This is a genomic window from Abyssisolibacter sp. ZYX002 (assembly GCF_056892235.1).
In genome coordinates this window covers 96,720-117,453 of sequence record NZ_JARMXH010000010.1, presented here as the reverse complement: position 1 = coordinate 117,453, position 20,734 = coordinate 96,720, and the positions used below count along the sequence as shown (strand labels likewise).

General features: G+C 30.2%; 16 protein-coding genes and 1 riboswitch. Of the genes, 11 read left to right on the top strand and 5 right to left on the bottom strand.

Translation table 11 applies throughout. From position 1 onward, the window contains the following. Window positions 1-461 precede the first annotated feature (461 nt). From P3X86_RS19260 to P3X86_RS19250, 3 genes are read left to right on the top strand one after another with little or no spacing between them, the layout of a single operon-like run. Window positions 462-2,765, top strand: a complete 2,304-nt coding sequence (locus tag P3X86_RS19260) for an ATP-dependent DNA helicase (protein ID WP_483294366.1) — start codon at window positions 462-464, stop codon at window positions 2,763-2,765. 49 nt (window positions 2,766-2,814) lie between these two features. Further along, window positions 2,815-3,696, top strand: a complete 882-nt coding sequence (gene galU, locus P3X86_RS19255) for a UTP--glucose-1-phosphate uridylyltransferase GalU (RefSeq protein WP_483294365.1) — start codon at window positions 2,815-2,817, stop codon at window positions 3,694-3,696. An 18-nt stretch (window positions 3,697-3,714) separates the two neighbouring features. Beyond that, the gene (locus P3X86_RS19250; protein ID WP_483294364.1) at window positions 3,715-4,371 is read left to right on the top strand and encodes a hypothetical protein; all 657 of its coding nucleotides are present in this window, start codon (window positions 3,715-3,717) and stop codon (window positions 4,369-4,371) included. Between the two features lie 75 nt (window positions 4,372-4,446). Here the strand turns inward: P3X86_RS19250 and P3X86_RS19245 are convergent, their stop codons facing one another. Further along, a complete protein-coding gene (locus P3X86_RS19245; RefSeq protein ID WP_483294363.1) occupies window positions 4,447-6,648 on the bottom strand; it encodes a DUF3160 domain-containing protein in 2,202 nt (733 codons plus the stop codon). After that, window positions 6,649-7,488 carry a hypothetical protein gene (locus P3X86_RS19240; RefSeq protein WP_483294362.1) on the bottom strand — a complete coding sequence of 280 codons (840 nt, stop codon included), beginning with the start codon at window positions 7,486-7,488 and terminating at the stop codon, window positions 6,649-6,651. It lies immediately after the preceding gene. 323 nt (window positions 7,489-7,811) lie between these two features. Here P3X86_RS19240 and P3X86_RS19235 point away from each other — a divergent pair, with 323 nt between their 5' ends. Next, on the top strand, window positions 7,812-8,831 hold the full coding sequence (locus tag P3X86_RS19235) for a GDP-mannose 4,6-dehydratase (protein ID WP_483294361.1): 1,020 nt from the start codon (window positions 7,812-7,814) through the stop codon (window positions 8,829-8,831). Window positions 8,832-9,066: 235 nt separating this feature from the next. After that, the gene (locus P3X86_RS19230; RefSeq protein WP_483294360.1) at window positions 9,067-10,515 is read left to right on the top strand and encodes an S-layer homology domain-containing protein; all 1,449 of its coding nucleotides are present in this window, start codon (window positions 9,067-9,069) and stop codon (window positions 10,513-10,515) included. 107 nt (window positions 10,516-10,622) lie between these two features. On the opposite strand, the gene P3X86_RS19225 is transcribed toward P3X86_RS19230, so the two are convergent. Next, entirely contained in the window at window positions 10,623-10,778 is a 156-nt protein-coding gene (locus tag P3X86_RS19225; RefSeq protein WP_483294359.1) for an aspartyl-phosphate phosphatase Spo0E family protein, read from the bottom strand. A gap of 206 nt (window positions 10,779-10,984) precedes the next feature. On the opposite strand from P3X86_RS19225, the gene P3X86_RS19220 reads away from it, so the two are divergent. Continuing rightward, window positions 10,985-11,176, top strand: coding sequence for a hypothetical protein (locus P3X86_RS19220; protein ID WP_483294358.1), 192 nt, complete (start codon window positions 10,985-10,987; stop codon window positions 11,174-11,176). A 43-nt stretch (window positions 11,177-11,219) separates the two neighbouring features. Here the strand turns inward: P3X86_RS19220 and P3X86_RS19215 are convergent, their stop codons facing one another. Continuing rightward, entirely contained in the window at window positions 11,220-14,042 is a 2,823-nt protein-coding gene (locus tag P3X86_RS19215; RefSeq protein ID WP_483294357.1) for a phosphodiester glycosidase family protein, read from the bottom strand. 28 nt (window positions 14,043-14,070) lie between these two features. Next, window positions 14,071-14,781 carry a tRNA lysidine(34) synthetase gene (locus P3X86_RS19210; protein ID WP_483294356.1) on the bottom strand — a complete coding sequence of 237 codons (711 nt, stop codon included), beginning with the start codon at window positions 14,779-14,781 and terminating at the stop codon, window positions 14,071-14,073. Window positions 14,782-15,184: 403 nt separating this feature from the next. On the opposite strand from P3X86_RS19210, the gene P3X86_RS19205 reads away from it, so the two are divergent. The 5 genes from P3X86_RS19205 to P3X86_RS19185 all read left to right on the top strand — a co-directional run bounded on the left by P3X86_RS19205 (window position 15,185) and on the right by P3X86_RS19185 (window position 20,718). Beyond that, the gene (locus tag P3X86_RS19205) at window positions 15,185-15,628 is read left to right on the top strand and encodes a COG2426 family protein (RefSeq protein WP_483294355.1); all 444 of its coding nucleotides are present in this window, start codon (window positions 15,185-15,187) and stop codon (window positions 15,626-15,628) included. 89 nt (window positions 15,629-15,717) lie between these two features. After that, window positions 15,718-15,831: riboswitch (SAM riboswitch) on the top strand. Window positions 15,832-16,008: 177 nt separating this feature from the next. Continuing rightward, window positions 16,009-17,196 carry a methionine adenosyltransferase gene (metK, locus tag P3X86_RS19200; protein WP_483294354.1) on the top strand — a complete coding sequence of 396 codons (1,188 nt, stop codon included), beginning with the start codon at window positions 16,009-16,011 and terminating at the stop codon, window positions 17,194-17,196. 95 nt (window positions 17,197-17,291) lie between these two features. Next, the gene (locus P3X86_RS19195) at window positions 17,292-17,576 is read left to right on the top strand and encodes a hypothetical protein (protein ID WP_483294353.1); all 285 of its coding nucleotides are present in this window, start codon (window positions 17,292-17,294) and stop codon (window positions 17,574-17,576) included. Between the two features lie 145 nt (window positions 17,577-17,721). Beyond that, the gene (gene recD2, locus P3X86_RS19190; RefSeq protein WP_483294352.1) at window positions 17,722-19,953 is read left to right on the top strand and encodes an SF1B family DNA helicase RecD2; all 2,232 of its coding nucleotides are present in this window, start codon (window positions 17,722-17,724) and stop codon (window positions 19,951-19,953) included. Window positions 19,954-19,971: 18 nt separating this feature from the next. Next, complete coding sequence (locus P3X86_RS19185; protein WP_483294351.1) at window positions 19,972-20,718, top strand: ComF family protein; 747 nt, start codon at window positions 19,972-19,974, stop codon at window positions 20,716-20,718. The last annotated feature ends 16 nt before the right edge of the window (window positions 20,719-20,734 follow it).

Sequence of the window (20,734 nt, the reverse complement as noted above, 5' to 3'; positions counted from 1 at the left end):
AATTAATACATAGGGCTTTTTATTTCAAAAAACACTGACAATTTAATAAAAAATGTGGCGTAGCCTTTTGAATATATAATATTTTAGGAGATTCTACTTATGAATAGTTTCGCTGTTAAAGTTAAAAATACTTTAGTCAAATTAATTGATGATTATCTCAAGTTTCTTACCTCTTTTGTAAATATCTTAAAAAGGATTTTACCCCGCAGTAGTAAATTGATATGATTCATATGATGCTTACTATAGAAGGCAGTTCACTCTCCAGGGAAATGCTAGAATACTTTAGCTACTCAGCCGAAACAGCTACTGTATCAGCTTTTAATCAACAGCGAGGAAAGCTACTACCTGATGCTTTGAATTCCTCTTTCATGAAGGTGGATGTAATAGTTTGAAATAAAGAATTAAAATATAGTATAATATAGTAAAGAACGAATATATGTTTGTATGATAGGAAGGTTACTATGACCAAAAAGACTAGAGTGAAGATATCGGTTAGAAATTTAATAGAGCTTATACTTAGACATGGAGACCTAGATAATAGATTTAGGTCAAATGTAAGAGCTGTAGAAGGAACGAAAGCACATCAGAAGGTTCAAAGTATGCAAAAAAGCAATTATAATGCAGAAGTTAGTTTAAAACAAGAGATAGAGTTAGATGAGTTCATATTTGATATAGAAGGTCGAGCAGATGGTATCATAATACCAAATAAGCAGGAAGAGTTAGTAATAATCGATGAGATAAAGTCAACAACTATGATGCTAAATCAAATAGACGATACATTTAATTTATTGCACTGGGCTCAAGCCAAAACTTATGCGTATATATATTCATTACAAAATGATTTAGATATCATAGGAGTTCAGCTAACATACTACAATATAAAGACAAAAGAGTTAAAAAAGATAAACAAACAATATAAGAAAGAAGAGTTAAAAGATTTTGTATATGAAATATTAGAGCAGTATATAGTTTGGGCTAAGCTTATAAAAGAGTGGAGAGAAAAAAGAAATGAATCAATAAAAGCAGTAGATTTTCCATATAAAAATTACAGACAAGGGCAACGAAAGCTGGCAGTAGGCGTATACAGAGCAATGGAAGATGAGAAAAATATATTTGTTCAAGCACCAACAGGGATAGGGAAGACTATTTCTACAATATTTCCTGCCGTTAAAGCGCTAGGAGTAGGGCTCAGAGATAAGATATTTTATTTAACAGCAAAGACTATAACAAGACAAGCGGCAGAAGAAGCGTTTGTTTTACTAAGGCGAGAAGGTCTTAGATTTAAGAGTATAACACTAACAGCAAAAGAGAAAATATGTTTCATAGAGGAATGTAGTTGCAATCCAGATGATTGTGAGTTTGCAAAAGGACATTTTGATAGGATAAATGATGCATTATTAGACATCATGGAAAGTGAAGATGAGTTTTCGAGAATAATAATAGAAAAATATGCTAGAAAACACAAAGTGTGTCCATTTGAATATGCTCTTGATTTAGCTATATGGGCTGACTGTGTAATATGTGATTATAATTATGTATTTGATCCAATAGTGTATTTAAGAAGATTTTTTGATACAGAGCAAAGCAATTATACTTTTCTAATTGATGAAGCACATAATCTAGTAGATAGAGCTAGAGAGATGTATTCAGCACAGATTAATAAGAAAAAATTTATGGATTTAAAGAAAATAACTAAAGGGAAAGAAAAAAAGATACACAAATTACTTGGCAAGGTAAATTCATTTATGATTTCCTTGAAAAATGAATGTGAAGAAAAAGGTTTTTATATACAAAAAAGCGAACCAGAAGAGTTATATTATATTTTTATGAAATTAAACAGAGAATTAGAGGAGTTCCTAACAGAAGGGCAGAAAACAGATTACTATAATGATCTATTAGAGCTGTATTTTGATGTGTATAGATTTTTAAAAATATCTGAATTTTATGGTGATAACTACATAACATATGCACAAAAACAAAAGAAAGATATAATACTTAAGATATTCTGTCAGGATCCATCAATGGTGCTTAGTGAATGTATTAGCAGAGGTAAAACGTCTGTTTTTTTCTCTGCTACATTAATGCCAATAAAGTATTTTGCAGATTTGTTAGGAGGGAAAGAAGAAGATTATACTATGTATTTAGATAGTCCTTATGACCCAAATAACCTTGATTTATCAGTAGCTAGAGGCATATCTACAAGATATAAAGATAGAGAAGACACAAAGCAGATAATAGCTTCCAAAATAGCGAGTATAGTAAAAAACAAGGGTAATTATTTAGTATTTTTTTCATCTTTTAAATACATGAATGATGTAGTAGATATATTTACAGATTATAGCCCTAAAACCAAAATAATAATGCAAAATAATAATATGAGCGAACAAGAGAGGGAAGATTTTCTAAGTAAATTTGATGAAAAAAATAAAGAGACATTAGTTGGTTTTTGTGTACTAGGTGGTTTATTTTCCGAAGGAATTGATTTAAAGGGCAACAGGTTAAATGGAGCAATAGTTGTAGGGGTAGGACTACCTCAAATATGCATAGAGAGGGATATAATCAGGGATTTCTTCAATGAAAAGAACAGCAAAGGATTTGAGTATTCATATATGTATCCTGGCATGAACAAAGTATTACAAGCAGCTGGGCGAGTTATAAGAACAGAAGAAGACAAAGGAGTAGTTCTTTTGATAGGACAACGATTTGCATATAACAGCTATAAAAGGTTGTTCCCTAAGCATTGGAATGTCAAATATATAGACTAAAATAACATAGTTACCATGAAATAAACATATACTTTTTCGAGGTGATTATGTGAAAATAAAAAAAGCAATTATACCAGTAGCGGGATTGGGGACTAGGTTTTTACCAGCTACGAAAGCTCAACCAAAAGAAATGCTACCTATAGTTGATAAACCTGCTATACAGTATATAATTGAAGAAGCAGTAAAAGCAGGAATAGAAGATATTCTCCTAATAACGAGTAGAAACAAAAAAACAATAGAGGACCATTTTGATTTAAACCTAGAGTTAGAAATGAAGTTAAAACAAAAGGGAGAAGAAAAACTATTAACAGCTATGAAAAACATATCAAATTTAGCCAATATACATTACATTAGACAAAAAGAACCAAGGGGCTTAGGTCATGCAATATATTGTGGTAAATCATTCATCAAAAATGAGCCATTTGCAGTATTACTTGGTGATGATATAGTATTCTCACCTTTAGTGCCATGTGTAAGTCAATTAATTGAAGTTTTCAAAAGATATAATAGTACAATTATTGGTGTTCAAAAAGTACCATCTAATGATGTAAATAAATATGGAATAGTACAGGGTAATAGGATAGAAGAAAAACTTTATAATCTAGAGAGTTTGGTAGAAAAACCTGAAATAGAACAAGCACCATCAAATATAGCTATATTAGGCAGGTATATATTAACTCCAGAAATATTTAATATACTTGAACATACAAAAGAAGGAAGTGGAGGAGAAATACAGCTCACAGATGCTTTAAATACGTTATGCAAAAAACAGGATGTCTATGCATATGAGTTTGAAGGTTTAAGATATGATGTAGGTAGCAAACTAGGTTTTCTAAAAGCAACAGTTGAATTTGCACTTAGAAATAAAAAATTAGAAAAAGATTTTAGAGAATATTTAAATACATTTATTAAAAATAACTTCTGCCATTAAAACAAAGGAGAGAGTATCATGAAAAAATCATTAATGATAAAAACTGTTATGTTATTGATAACTTGTCTATATTTATGTGCATGTAATAAGATTTCGCCAAAAGAGACAACAGATAAATATATAGAGGCAGAAAGAAAACTTTTTTTCATAGACGAAAGTATATTAATGGAAAATGCGCTAAAATCTACAATAGGTCTAGATAGATTAGAATATATAAAATCTTATTACATCATACAAGAAAGCATTATAACTAAATATGATATTGGTAAAGAAGATAGCATGTTTCTTGAAAGTGTGGCAAAAGGAGTGACTAGAGAAAATTTCAGTTACGATAAGAAGATATCGGGAAAAGTCTTAAATTTCGGCACTAGTAATTCAGATATAATAAAGTTAATAAATTTATATTTAACAGGCAATGAGGAAGGAATAATTACAAGAACAGGAGAACGTAAAGCTACGCTTAGGGGACCTAATAGCGATTCGGTATTTTCATCAAGACACTTCTATTGTGCTATAAATCATGATGTATATGAATTCAAGATAAGTAGATACAATATATATAGTGTTATTAAGGATGGCAAAGACACAGGTAAAACACAAGAATTAAACACAACAAATATAACAATAAAAAACATACAAAGTCCTAAAGTTATACATTATTCTATAGATAAATAATAAATTATATAATAAAACAGCTTGATCTTCAAATTAGAGCAAGCTGTTTTATAATGATTTATAAAGGAGCTAAATCTACCATCTAGAGGTTGATTCATTTGGATTTTTTATAGGTTGATTGACAAAAAAACTATCTATCCACTTTAAGATTTCTTGTTCTGGCACCTTATCATCTTTTATCATTTGTTGCCATTCCTCATCTGTTAATCTTTTAGGACTAATAAATTCGTTGTAGTTGAATACTGCTCCTCTGTTAAGTTGTAACTTATCGCCTACGGGAACTACTACATATATTTCATATGCAGGTCCTACACCTGCTTCTAAATATAGTTCTTTTGATGTATGGATATCTGCAATACATGCCATATTTTTATCTGCATCAGATGTTATCTCATACCAATGACTTAGACCATCTTCAATGAATGTTAAAGTTAAGGATTCTAACCATCCACCGTAAGTTCGTATTCTTTCATTTTCTATTTCTGTTAGATTTTCATTGTTCAATTCTTTAACAGAACATTTAATTAAAAATTTTAGCAGGTCCTCAAAATATCCGATATTCTCTTTCGTTGATTCTGAAAGTATATTTCTATGTTTTAGATTTTCTTTTGAGTATTTAGTCAACCAAAGTAGTTTATTATATACATCAATATTTGGTTCTACATATCCACTGGTAGTAGGAGGCTCATCAAAACCGCCACATTCAGCTCCACTTTGCTTGCCATATAAAACTGTATCATGTTTTAATTCAGCCCATGAACTCATGGACGTAATTAAAGACTTATCTTGCCATGCTACATTAGTCATAAAACTAGGATAACCTTCATTAAATTCTTTTAATAAACCTTTTAAAGTCCAAAGCCAACCATAATACATATTAGACTGCCATTTGCTTTCTTCTAATTCTTCAAATTCATCTTTTAGCTTGTTAAAAGATTCAGCATATCTTTCCCAATAATCAGGAACTTTATTGATATTAGTTTGTATGTCCAAAGCCCTTTTTGATCCTAATACGCCCATTACATCAATTGCTGAAGGGATGGGTCTTTTGAGTGGTTCGCATAAACGCTGAAGTACTTCTGCATCAGGGGTATATCTTTGCCCCATAAATCTGAACTGTTTGCCAACGGGTATTGTATATCCTACAAATTTATTTTTTATTTTAGGCTCTGGTAGTTTCTTAGCCTCTTCATAAACTTCATTAAGTTTATTATCATCTTCAAAATCGTTGATATCAGGATTTTTCCCGAATACTTTTATAAGTATATCTTTATATTGATAAATATTCAAATCATCGCTAGAACCAACATAGAAATTAGTAATGTCATATATATTTTCCCAAAGCTTTATATCATCAGTTTTATAATTAACTAAAAACATACTGTACGTCATCAATAAAGCTTGAACAGTCTGATCTTTACTCTTAACAGTTTCATCATTTTTCATCACATAAAGTGGGAATGGAGCTTGACCATACCACATCATGACTTTGAAGTATCTTTTTAATTCATCAGTTCTTGTGTAGTGACCTCTAGGCTTATACTGGCTATAGTCAAGTTGATATGGAAAGAGAACCGACTTATTAACACCTTCATGCTTTTCTATTAATTGAATTTCTTTTTTTGCTAGTTCTATGGATTCTGTAGGAGCATCCTTAGGAAAATCATTTTTATCTAAAAGCATATATGCAACCGTAAAATATGTAATGTTTTTTTCTAATAATTTTTTTACATAGGGACTGTTGACTTTATTATATAAATAGGCAGATTTCATTAACATGCTTTTAGTGAGAGCTTCCAAATCCTTTAAGAAAATTTCTTTTTCGAGTTTTCTTAATGTATGACCATAAAATACGTGATATGTTTGTAGTACTGAGTCTGTAGTTATAAAACTAGGTATACTGCTATATTCGTTGTATTCATATATATGAAATAGCTGTTCAGATTTGCGAGGTGTTACAACAAAACCATTTTTACATAATAGAGCTTTTTGTTTTCTTGTAAATTTTCCGAATTGATTCACATTAACTATATTAGATAAATCACTCTTGATTTTATAGGGCTTAACTTTAGCATTATAATTAGGAACAGTATACGTCACACTTATAGAATCTCTAGTTGGTTGATTTTTTGTCTCCAAGGTATACTTTTTGCGTTCTTTAATTTGTGGTGTTTTATTATTATTAACATTGGTTGTTACTTTGTCTTTGTTACATCCAGTAGTACTTATAAACAATATAACAAAGCATAAAAGTATTGATATGATTTTTCTAAACAATTAGAATCCCTCCTTTTTATTTTTAGTATATATAAATCTACGATTGTTATTATCATATTTTACATTCAACATTTCTTCTTGATTTCCTTTTTTAAGTGAAACCATGAATTCATTGTCATTTGCTTTTGAGATAGATAATATATCTGTAAAAGGTTTACTTTGAGTTTTGCCTTCAAAACCAAATCCATTCCAATTATATGAATTAATTACTTTTTGCCCATCTCGCAAGTGTTCTATTGATATAAGTTCGTCCTCCTGGTCATAATCTATATCTACAAAGATATAATCATCAAAAGGCTTAGATAATCTTGAGCCTCTCCATTTAGGAATTAATTGACCATCAACATAGTTAAATATAAATGGTCTTTTAGCCATTACTGGATGAAATTTAGTTTTTTTATAGACCCCGATTGATATTTCAATATTATTGCTCCCATCAACGTCGCAAAACTGTACTTTCCATGGGTTGAATCTTTTGAAATCTATACTAAATATTTCGTTCAAATTATTACTATATGAGAATATTTTTATTTCATTTCCATATGCTTCTTTTTTATTGCGAGTCAATATGATTATATCTAGATTTTTATCGTTGTTGATATCATTTATATCGTAGCTTAGTATTTCAGTATTTTCATCGCCTATTTCGTATTTAGATATGAGTTTTTTATTGGGCTTAAGTATACATATTTTGTTATGATATATACTCAATAATAAATTATTATTTAACTTTATATATTTTTTATTTTTATAGACTACATTGTTATAGGAGATATATAAGATACTCATTATTATTAACAGGGATAGAAAAATTTTTAAATATCTCAATTTTTTTATCATTTTCGTTTCCTTTCTCATGAATTAGTCTTTAAGGCTATAAGAATATAATTATATATTCATATGACAATTCCTGCAATATTATATATATATCAATTATCCACGGTAGCTGGGACAGCTATATTATTATTAATATTTAATTTTTTTTATTAGTTTAGGTTGTTTTTTGACCTTCTTATCGACATATATTAATGAAAGAACTATTGATATCTAACAAATTCACAAATATATCCTAAATCTATTGCATATATATTTAATAAGCTTGGACAATCAGCGAACATAACAAATTATAAACTTCAAGTATATATTAAATATAGGAGGATTATATGAAAACAATTTTAGTTACTGGAAGTGCAGGATTTATAGGTTTCCATGTTAGTAGAAAATTATTAGATGAAGGATATATGGTAGTTGGCTTAGACAATATGAACGATTATTATGATGTAAATCTAAAAAAAGATAGACTAAAAATTCTAAAACAATATAAAAATTACCGTTTCACTCATGTCGATATTAGTGATAAGGAAACATTAAAAAAAGTTTTTGCAATATTTGATTTTTCAGTAGTTATAAATTTAGCGGCTCAAGCAGGAGTAAGATATAGTTTAAAGAATCCATATGTGTATATAAAATCTAATTTAGCAGGAGTTGTTAATATATTAGAAGAGTGTAAAAACCATAGTGTAAAACATTTTATATTTGCATCGTCAAGTTCGGTGTATGGTTTAAACGAAAAGTTGCCATTTTCAGAAAAAGACAACACAGACCATCCTGCTAGTTTGTATTCAGCTACAAAAAAAGCAAATGAACTTATAGCTCATGCTTATAGCTATAATTATGGTTTACCAGTAACAGGATTAAGATTTTTTACTGTATATGGTCCTTGGGGAAGGCCAGATATGGCAGTTTATAAATTTACAAATTTAATAGCTAATAACAAAGAAGTTAAAGTATATAACTTTGGTCACATAGATAGGGATTTCACATATATAGATGATGTAGTAAGTGGAGTTATGAAGATTATTGACAAACCTCCAGTAGGCATTAATGACAAAAATCTATCTAGTCAAGACCCATCAATAAGCATTGCGAGGTATAGGATATATAATATAGGTAGTTCTAGATTAATTAACTTAATGAAATTAATATCCATGATAGAGGACAAACTTGGTAAGAAAGCTAACATAAAGTATCTACCAATGCATTTAGGAGATATAAAAAAGACACATGCAGATACAGCCAAAATTACAGAAGCTGTGGATTATAAGCCTAAAGTTACAATTAATAAAGGGCTGGATTACTTTATAAAATGGTATAAAGATTATACCAATAATAAGAATCAATAAACAGAAATTTTGACAGATTGACATTAGTCTTATATTATAGTGTTATAAATTAGTAATGCAAGACAAACCTATACAGATAACATTAATATTCTATATAGGGTATATTATAACAATTAAATGACAACAATATTAAATAATATGTGAATTTGTGTGTTTTGTAAAATAGGACTTTTCAAATTTAATTAGATTTAATAAAATAACACTATGTGAAATAAAAATGAAATGGAGGAAGACAATGTATAAGAAGGTAGCAATAGTTTTCATTGCATTCTTTCTTTTAACTTGCTTGGCAAATGTAGCGTTAGCTTCAAATGACAGACAAAATCCATCAAGACAAGAGGTAGAAAGATTAATAGATGAAGTAGCAAGAAAGAGAGGTATACCAACAGTTATATTAAAATCTGTTGCTAGAGTTGAAAGTGTGTTCAAACAGTACAACTCAGATGGTAGTGTATACACTGGATCAAGAGGTAGTATAGGAATAATGCAGATTAATAATAGAGGTGCTGGATTTGATACTAGAAGGTTAAAATATGATATACCTTACAACATTGAAGCTGGGGCGACAATGCTTTTAAGAAAGTGGGATACATGTGTTAGAAAGCTCCCACAATTTAAAAATATGGATCCTAATATTTTAGAGCATTGGTATTTTGCATTATGGGCATATAATGGTTGGAGCGAGAGCAATAACCCAAACATGATCCCATATAAATATTCAAGTGGAAGAGTAAAGAAATATTCATATCAGGAACTAGTGTTTACGATTGCAGAGAGGGAGTATAAGCAACCGATAGCTAAAATTAACACTAAGCAATTACCAAAACGTGGATTACCATCAAAAGGGTTAATATTAGATACACCTAAAGATTTTCACTATGGAGACATAGATAAATATGATACTGGGGATATTGTAGCAGTGAGCTGTGAAAATTCTCTAAAAATAAGAGATTCTGCCGGTGGAAAGCAAGTTGGAAGCTTAAACCCAGATGATGTACTATACGTAATTGATAAGCCCAATTTGCAGTTTGGTTACTATTGGTATAAAGTTAAGCTTAAAGATTCAGATTTGCAGGGATATGTGGCAGGAAACTGGATAACAAAAATAGGTGAAGTAAAAGAAGAAACGTGTGATGAAAATGCGCCATTTAAAGACGTGTCAAAGGCATGGGGTTTAGAGTATATCACTAAACTAAAAGACATGGGGATAATTAGTGGAGCTAGTGACCACTTCTATCCAAACAAGACGATAACTAGACAAGAATTTAGTGTTATGATTGCTAAGGCATTAAAACTTGGCAAAATGGATATTGAACTAACATATGAAGATAAGGATACAATAAAACCTTGGGCACTAGAATATGTTAAGTCTGTTACAGCAAAGAATTTCTTTTATGGTTTTGAGGATAACAAGTTTAGACCAAACTATAATATAACAAGAGAAGAAATGTCAAAAATATTAAGTACTATTGTTGGACTAGACGATCTTGACATAAAACTTAATTATAAAGATTTAGATAAAGCTTCACCAAAAAATGTACAGTATATTATGAATGTTCATAGCAAGAATTTAATGAATGGCGATACTAAAAACAACTTTAACCCAAATAAGCCGTTGACTAGACAAGAAGCATGTAAAATAATAGTGGGGCTTTTAGATTATATTGATAAAGTTAAAAAATAATATTAGCTATAAGATATTAAAGACCTAAATCACAACGATAATTGTGATTTAGGTCTTTAACAATTAAAACATAATAGTCATTTCTATGTAGTAGGATAAAGAACAGTTTAATTCTTGTAAAACATAAGTATTAATTTATCAAGTTCTTGACTTATCCTGAGTAATTCATTAGCTGGAAGATTTTCGTCAATAGCTTTTTCTAAAGTATAACGTAGTTTGTTTATCTTATCTTTGGTGGTGTTTTCCGAGCAATTTTTTTTCATGATTTTCTCCTAATAGTTAACCTTAAAAATTTAGATATTATACGTGCAAATAGCCCATCAAAAAATAAATATACCATAATAAAAGTGTTGTTTATATAGTAAAATGGGACTAAATTTCAAATTATTCAAGTAATCCCAAGGTTATACTTGATAAAATGCATAAATAAGTAACAAGTGGTAAAAATAAAAGCCAAGGAGGTGTTTATATGAAGAAAAACATACTTTCAATTGGCGTTATATTTTTAACTATTCTAGCAATATGTGTTATAGTTTATATACAAAAACAAGAAGATAACATTGATATAAAAGATAGCTCTAAGGAGCAGATTACAGAAAATACAAACGAAAACAAAGAAGAAAATAGTTTTATTAAGAAGAATGGACTTATATTAAAATAGTTTGTAGGAGATCTAAAACAGTGTTTAGATCTCCTAGTTTGTTCTATTCAAATAATTTCTTAAAAGAATAATTTATTTTATCATTATTTACAGTAAACATTAGATATTTCATTTTCATAAAATTATTAGCAGTATAGTTATTATTTATATGAATATACCTTATGCCATCTTTAAATTGAGTTTTATCCTCATTTCCTGTTTGTACTACCCATATATCCTTATTATCTTTATTATCCTTAAGTATTTTATGAAATAGATTTGCCTCAAGGTTATCGGAAAAACCATTTGATCCAAACACAGGTTTAGGTAATGAAATTATTATATTTTTTGCATTTGAGTTCTTAATATTATTTAAAAACTCTGTCCATTGGTAAGGATTTGTTTGTCTTATTCCACCTTCAGTATCGTTAATTTGCATAAAAAGTGTAGTGCCAATAGTGTGTGTTGAAAAGCCATCCTTAGGCTTTAGAACTTGCTTGCTTTTTATATTTCCAAAATCACCTGGCATCTTGTCTAGTATAATACTTATATCAAATGAATTTAAAGCAAGATTCAATCTATTAGCTATTTGGTAATCTAATAGGTTGTTAAGACTTGCAACACCTGATGTAATAGCAATATTATATCCGTTTTCAGTTTTATCAACCAATTGCTTTTTGCTATCGACTATTTCAGTTTCATTAGGAGCATTTGCTTTTTCATAAGAATATGGTGTATGATAGAGAGATTTTAGACCATCTATAATGATAAAACTATTGTTCATATTCACGGGGCTTGTCTCAGCTACGTATATTTTCTTAATAGTTATTGGATAACTAATATAAGAAGGAATCTTTGCAGTTACCCATTTCCATTTACTCCAATCAATATGATTAGCTAAAGTCAATCTATGAGTCTTTCCTTTGTTATCCAATATTTCAGCTCTAAGCCAGTGATTATCATTGTTTCCGTAAACCCATAAACCTAGCTTGTCCGCTTTATTCTTTAGTGTTATACCACCATCTCTTAAAACCGCATAAGCTGCAGAAGTACCTTCAGCTTTTGTAAAGTCATAGTTAAGTTTTAACGAATTTTGACCATCTTTTTCTTTTGGGCTACTAATCACACTACCTTCCACTGTTTTAGGATAACTGTCAAAGGTTACACCATTAGCACTTTCAAAAGCATCTAGCATTTTCATTATATAACCAACAGAAAAATAGAAATTTTTAGAGGCACCACCTACCTGAGCATTTAAAATTCCACTAGAAGGTGTTTTGTTAGTATATAAAACTCCATCTTTAACTTCACCGATATTCCCATAAACTTTCCATGTTATATCATTAGGATCTATTATCGTAGAAAATCCATTGTCATTTAAACCATAAACTTTCTTTATTAAATCTTTTAATACTATTTTACCGTTTATATCAACGTCAAAATCATATCTATCTGATTGTATTTCCTTTACACTATCTAGTACCTTAATATCGACTTCAGATTTGATACCTTTATATTTTGCATATAATTTACCTGACCCAACTTTTTTAGGAGTAAACTTGTTGGAAGATATAACGCCATCTATATTGGAAGAATATATAACATCATCTTGTTTAATTTGTATTGGGTTATTGTGTATATCATATCCTTTAACAAAAAAACTTTTAGATGTTCCTAGTAACATGCTATTGCTATCTGATGATATCTCAATTCTATTTAGTGCTTCTATAGGAGCATTATTAAATATTCCAAGACCATTAATTACTCTTCTTTGGCTTCCATCAGAAGGGTAATTAATTAACTTTGTAGTATCTTTGTCTAGAGGAGATAATACCATAGTAGTAGAGCCTCCACCATCAAAGTTAATAGCATTGTATGAACCTAGTTCACTCATTAATTCAGTTATTTCTGCTTGGGTGAGACCTTTAAAAGAAGTATGTCTACCGTCAACCGTAACAATGATTAGTTCGTTACCATCTTTAGTTATACCTACAGAAGTTCTAGGTTGTTTTCCTCGCATATTTATAGCATAATCTTTTACTGCTACCCCGTTTTTTATAAGTACAGAGCCACCTCCTACAGCGGCAGAGATATCAGAAATATCTCTAGAAGTATTCATTTGCAAAGAAACAGTATCGCCTATCTTAAAATGCTGTATAAGCTGTTCTCCTGCAAAGCCTCTTCCAGTAAGAACATAACCATTTTGAGGCATCTGGAGTGGAGCATGTCCAGTTTGTATGTTTACTACAGTATTATCCACAACCACAACCTCAGTTAGATCTTTAAAATATCTATTTCCTACTGTCTTATCGGACCAATTGCTATCAAACATCATAATTCCTTCATATTTTCCACCATCTTTATTGATTGAATAAACTCTCAAAGGTGGCTTGCCTTGTGGTATTATCTGCATATTCCAAGTCAAAAAATCTATAAACGGAACTTTTTGATTATTTAGAAATAGAATTGGAAAAGGTTTATCCGAGTTATTAGGAGATGATACAAATTCACTATCTTTTATGACAGGACCAATAGGTGTGGAGAAGTGTGTTGTATAAAAGAAATCGGCATTTATACCAGCTATAGCATTCCAGTCTTTGACCATGTTTCCTATAGTATCTCTATGTATTATTCCTTTTTTACTAAATAACGGTTTAATATTAGTATACTCATCTGACAAATTAACCCTTAAAACATTTATATTAACCCAGCCAGTAGAGGTAAATCTTCTAATGGTTTCATGAGATAAACCACTAGATATAGTTTTTTTGTCTTTATCTTGATATATCATAAACTGATCCACTGCATATGTACTAGATGTGCATATAAGTACGGCAAGTGATATAGCTACAGTAGACAAAAACTTTCTAAGAGCATTGTTCATCATATCACATCCTTTGCTATATTATTTTTTATTAAAACCATAGTTTAAACTGCTCTTTATTTTGTAAAGAAGTTAAAATTTTATCCCTAGCATCCGGAATTAGCTTATTCATATGTGAGAAAAGTTCTTTAATTTCCTCTCGCTTAGTGTTTTTGTCAGCAGGGCATACACTCTCAACTACAGGTATATTATGCCTAACTAGAGCATTTTTAACTTCATGCTCTGGAAGATATATCATAGGTCTAATAACATGTATATTTTTCCTAGATAAGTACGTCTTAGGTAAAAATGTACTTATTCTACCAGTGTAAAACATATTTAAAAACAGTGTTTCTATAGCATCATCCAAATGATGGCCTAGTGCTAATATGTTATAGTTACTTTCAGATATCAGATCATTAAGGGCACCTCTTCTCATTTTAGCACACAGAGAACAAGGATTTTTTTCCTTTCTAACATCAAACACTATTTTTCCAATCTCCGTTTCTTTTATTTCAAATTCAACATCTATTTTTTTACAAAAATCTTTAACAGCAGTTAGGTCAAAATCATCAAAACCTAAGGTAACACTAAAGGCCTTCAGATTATACTTAACGGGGCTAAAATGTTGAAATAATTTTAGTCCATATAGTAAAACCATACTGTCTTTTCCACCAGAAACTCCGACAGCTACATTATCTCCATCTTTAATCATTTCATAATCTTGTACTGCTTTTCTTATAGCACCTAAAACTTTCTTCAATATTCCATTCCTTTCATATACAGCGTATAGCATTAATTATAATATATAATTATTATATAAGCATTACAAATAAATTACAAAAGAATTAATTAACATGGTAGTAATTACATAGAATTTTAAGAATATGGGCGGTACACATAGACATCGGACAGTATTAATGATAATATAAATGTGTGATATTATATATAAGATGTAAAGTATTAAAAAAGATTGTTTATTTAACAGTTATCAGATTGATTATATATAATTATTTACTTAGGGGTAACTAATATTACATAGTGATTACGATAATTAGTATATCCGCGTTTACGCATGTTATTTATTTAATTGCAATTAATATAATTAGCTAACAATAGGTATATTTAATAACTATACAGTAATCACAAAGAACGAGGATAATTACATGAAAAAATATGTTTTAGTTTTTTTAATGTCGATGGTTCCAATAGTAGAGTTAAGAGGGGCAATTCCAGTTGGTGTATCAATGGGAATAGATCCTACCCTTAGCTTGTTTATAAGTATTGTAGGGAATTGCCTGTTAGTGCCAATATTGCTAAAAACAATATTACCAATACTGAGGTTTTTTTATAGAATAGAATATTTTAAGAAATATGTTATTTGGGTACATAAAAGAACGATGAGTAAGAGCGAAAGAGTAAAAAAATACGAGGTCTTTGGTTTATTTTTGTTAGTGGCAATACCTGTTCCATCTACAGGGGTTTATACAGGTTGCTTGGTCGCAACATTACTTAGGATTAAATACAAAGATGCATTAAAAGCTATCTTGTCAGGAGTAATAACATCTGGAATGATTGTTTACGTCTTAAGCGTCGTTATTATTAATTAAAGACACAAAAAACCAAAAAAATGTAAAAAAGTATTGCAACATTTATGAACATATGCTATTATAAGAGAGAACGTAAAACTAAATAAGTAACCTTATTAAGAGTGACTGAGGGAATAGGCCCTATGAAGTCCAGCAACCGACTATTACTAGCAATAATAGGAAAGGTGCTAAATCCTACAGATATTACATCTGAAAGATGAGGAAGTGCTATAGACAACTCTTCCTTAAGGAAGAGATTTTTTAATTTGAACAACTTTAGATATGACATAGATACATATAGCAGTTCCTTTGAGATTTGCTATAACAGGCAAATCTTGGGTCACGATGGGAGTTGATTCCACTTACTATTCGTTTAAAAAATAAAATTAGGGGGTTGTATTATGAGACAATGGTTATTTACATCTGAATCTGTAACAGAAGGCCATCCAGATAAAATGTGCGATCAGATATCAGATGCAATACTAGACACAATCTTATCAAAAGATCCAAATTCTAGAGTTGCATGCGAAACATCCGTAACGACAGGATTAGTATTAGTGTCTGGAGAGATATCAACAAGTTGCTATGTTGATATACCAAAGATAGTTAGGCAGACAGTAAAAGATATAGGTTATACAAGAGCTAAATATGGTTTTGATGGAGATACTTGCGCAGTTATTACATCTATAGACGAGCAATCACCAGATATAGCTATGGGCGTTGATGAAGGGTTTGAAAGTAAAAAAGGAGAAATAAATGATTCTGAAAATGCTACAGGTGCAGGGGATCAAGGTATAATGTTCGGATTTGCGTGTAACGAAACACCTGAGCTTATGCCATTACCTATTTCATTGGCACACAAATTAGCTAGAAGACTTGCAGAGGTAAGAAAAAATGGTACCCTCAAATATCTAAGACCAGATGGAAAGACACAAGTTACAATAGAGTATCATGATGATAAACCTCATAGAGTAGATACAATAGTTATATCTACACAACATTGTCCTGATGTTGAATTAGAGACAATAGAAAAAGATTTGATAGAAAAAGTTGTAAAAGAAGTAGTGCCAACTAAATTCTTAGATGATAACACTAGATTCCTAATCAATCCTACAGGAAGATTTGTAATAGGTGGACCTCAAGGAGATGCAGGATTAACAGGAAGAAAGATTATAGTAGATACTTATGGTGGATACTCTCGTCATGGAGGAGGAGCTTTCTCAGGAAAAGATCCTACAAAAGTTGATAGATCTGCAGCTTATGCAGCTAGATATGTTGCTAAAAACATAGTTGCAGCAGGGCTTGCTGACAAATGTGAAGTACAGCTAGCTTATGCTATAGGAGTAGCATATCCTGTTTCAATATATGTAGATACTTTTGGCACAGGAAAAATTGATGAGGAAAAGATAGAACAATTAATCAAAGATAATTTTGATTTAAGACCAGCAGCAATAATTAGAGACTTAGAATTAAAAAGAGGGATATACAAGCAAACAGCTGCATATGGACATTTCGGAAGAACAGACATAGATTTACCTTGGGAAAAAACAGATAAAGTAGATGTATTAAAGAAAGAAGCAAATTTATAAATAGCTAAGTAACAAAAGATCAGTAGATTGAGTACAATGTATTAACCATATATTTTATTATTAAGCGATAGCTTTAGAATGAAGGTGATACATTGTTGATTCTACTGGTTTCTGTTTTTATATACGTTTTTTTTGTTTACGGAATAATACAATTTATTATGGAAGTTGGCTGTAATTTCGCATATAAGAAACATATAAAAGATAAAATATGTATATACGTAGAAGAACCAGAAACTATTGAGTATACACTCAGAATGGTTAAAGATAAATTTTCATATATTTGCTTAGTGTTTGAAGAAAAAGATGATTTAACAGAAGAAATCGCAAGGAAATTGATTGATGAAAATAGATTGGAAATAAGGTATATAGACAATGAATAGGTTTATACCTAGAGAGCAGTTATATTTGTATCTCTAGGTTTTTTTATTTATAGGTATATGTATAAATAAAAAATACTATAAGCTAAATTATGGTATAATAATTTAAAACGAAGAAAAATGATAAGAGCTTTTGGAGGTTTTATATTTGGTAAGCTTACAAGGTACTGTAGAGGAAATTATTTTTAAGAACGAATCAAATGGATATATAGTAGCTGTAATAGAAACAGAAGATGATATAGTAACTATTGTTGGATGTATACCCATAATAAATATAGGAGATACCCTTAATGTACAGGGCGAATGGGATTACCACTCAAAATTTGGGCAGCAATTGAAAGTACAATCATATGAAAAAATTCAGCCTACAACAACGAGTGGTATAGAAAAATATCTCGCTTCAGGCTTAATACCAGGTATTGGACCTAAAATGGCAAAGAAAATAGTAGAGCATTTTGGTGAAGATGCATTAGATGTATTACAATATAGTCCTGATAAAATTACGCAGATACAAGGTATAGGGAAGAAAAAAGCCGAGAAAATTTCCCAAGCATTTGCTGAGCAAAGGAACTTGAAAAATATTATAATGTTTTTGCAGAAACACAATATCACTACAGGTTACGCTGTGAAAATATATAAACAATATGGAGAAGAAGCAGTAGCAATTCTAAAAGAAAATCCGTATCAGCTTACAGAAACTATACATGGTATAGGGTTTAAACTAGCGGATAATATAGCCACAAATATGGGTATAGATAAAACTTCTATATATAGAATTTCTGCAGGCATAAAGTATGTAATAATGAATCATTCATCATCAGGACATACATATGTGCCAAAAGAGGAATTAATCGCAAAAAGCTCAGAATTATTAACAGTAAATACTGAGTTAGTAGAAGAAGGCATTACTTCATTAGCAATAAACCAAGAGATAAAACTTGAGATTAGTGATAAAGATACAAGAGTATATTATATGCCATTTTATATAGCAGAGATGAACGTCAGTAAAAAAATAATAGAGTTATCAAGAGCAAAGGTTGATAATATAGACATAGATATAGATAAAGAAATAGCGTCGATCCAAGATAACGAAAAATTTTATTTTGCAGTAAAACAAAAAGAAGCAATAAAACAGGCTATCAAAAATGGATTTATGGTTTTAACTGGTGGACCAGGAACAGGGAAAACTACAACCATAAACAGCATCATAAAAATATTTGAAGAATGTAAGAAGACAGTATTATTAGCTGCACCAACAGGCAGGGCTGCAAAGAGGATGTCAGAAGCAACAAATAAAGAAGCAAAAACCATACATAGATTGTTAGAGTATGGGTATATTGACGATGATGTAGCGATGTCATTTGCGAAAAATGATGAAGAACCTCTAATATGTGATGTATTGATAGTAGATGAGGTCTCAATGGTAGATATACTTCTTATGAATAACTTGCTTAAAGCCATACTAGTAGGTACTAGAGTTATATTAGTAGGAGATGTTGATCAACTACCATCAGTAGGCCCGGGGAATGTTTTAAGAGATATTATAGATAGTGATATAGTAAAAGTGGTAAAACTTGATGAAATTTTTAGACAGGCAAGAGAAAGCATGATAGTAGTAAATGCACATAGAATTAACAAAGGAGAGCACCCACTAGTAAACGTCAAAGATAAAGATTTTTTCTTCATGACAAGAGATAATACAAATCATATATCAGATACTATACTAGAACTATGTACAAAGAGACTCCCCAAATATAATGGCTATGACACACTAAAAGATATACAAATATTAACACCGATGAAAAAAGGTGATGTTGGAGTCAATATGCTTAATACCAGATTACAATCTGTTATAAATCCATATTCTAAAGATAAACCAGAAAAAAAACATGCCGATGTAATATATAGAGTAGGGGACAAAGTAATGCAGATAAAAAACAATTACAAGATAAAATGGAAGATAAATAATTTTGGTAAAATTACAGAAGGAGAAGGCATATTTAATGGAGATTTTGGATATATAGTTGATATAGATGATGAAGATAGCACTATAACAATAGTATTTGATGAAAATAAGAGAGTAAAGTATAAGTACAACCAACTAGATGAACTAAGGTTAGCATATGCAACTACGATACACAAAAGTCAAGGAAGTGAGTTTCCAGTTGTGATTATTCCTATAAGTTGGGGACCACCTATGTTACTAACAAGAAACTTGCTATATACAGCGGTTACTAGAAGTAAAGAGTTAGTTGTTCTAGTAGGAATTAAAAAGTATATGAATATAATGATAGAAAATAACAGAATAAAAACTAGGTATTCTTCGTTGAAAGATAGGATAAAAGGACTATTTGAATTATTCATGAATGATAATGTATAATAATAGTGAGGGGTAATTATGGTAATAAAGTTAATAAAAGATTTTATCATAACAATCATAGACGTAATATACCCACAAAGAAATATATGCTTATTATGTGATGAATTTAGTGAAGAAATCAAGAGTGGAATTTGCCCAAAATGCTACAATAAATTAGTCTATAATATCAAGACATGCGAGAAATGTGGACGACCTTTAAAACAAAGCTATCTACCTTCTTTATGTCATGATTGCAATAACAAACAACAAATATTCAAGAAGGGAATATCACCACTAATATATGAAGGATACATAAGAGATTGTATTCACAAGTTTAAATATGGCAAAAAACCATATATGTATAAAGCTCTAGGAAGCATTATGCTAGACTATTTAAATAGTCTAGACTTAGACTTTGATATAATAATACCAGTTCCACTCAATAAAAAAAGATTACTAGAAAGAGGGTTTAACCAAGCAGAGCTATTGAGTAAGTGCATATCAAAACATTCAAACAGCCGGGTCATTACTAAATCTCTAGTTAGAACAAAGAATACAAGAAGACAAAATAAACTAAACAGAAAAGACAGATTAAAGAACATAAAAGGTGCGTTTACAGTTAGAAACAAAGAAGTGATTGCGAATAAGAACATAATACTAGTAGATGATATATATACAACAGGTACAACAATCAATGAATGTTGTAAAGAATTAACGAAATCAGGAGCTAAGAGCATATACGTATTGACATTAGCTATAGGATACAACGAACAATATTCAGGTTAAACTAAAGGGAGGAGAA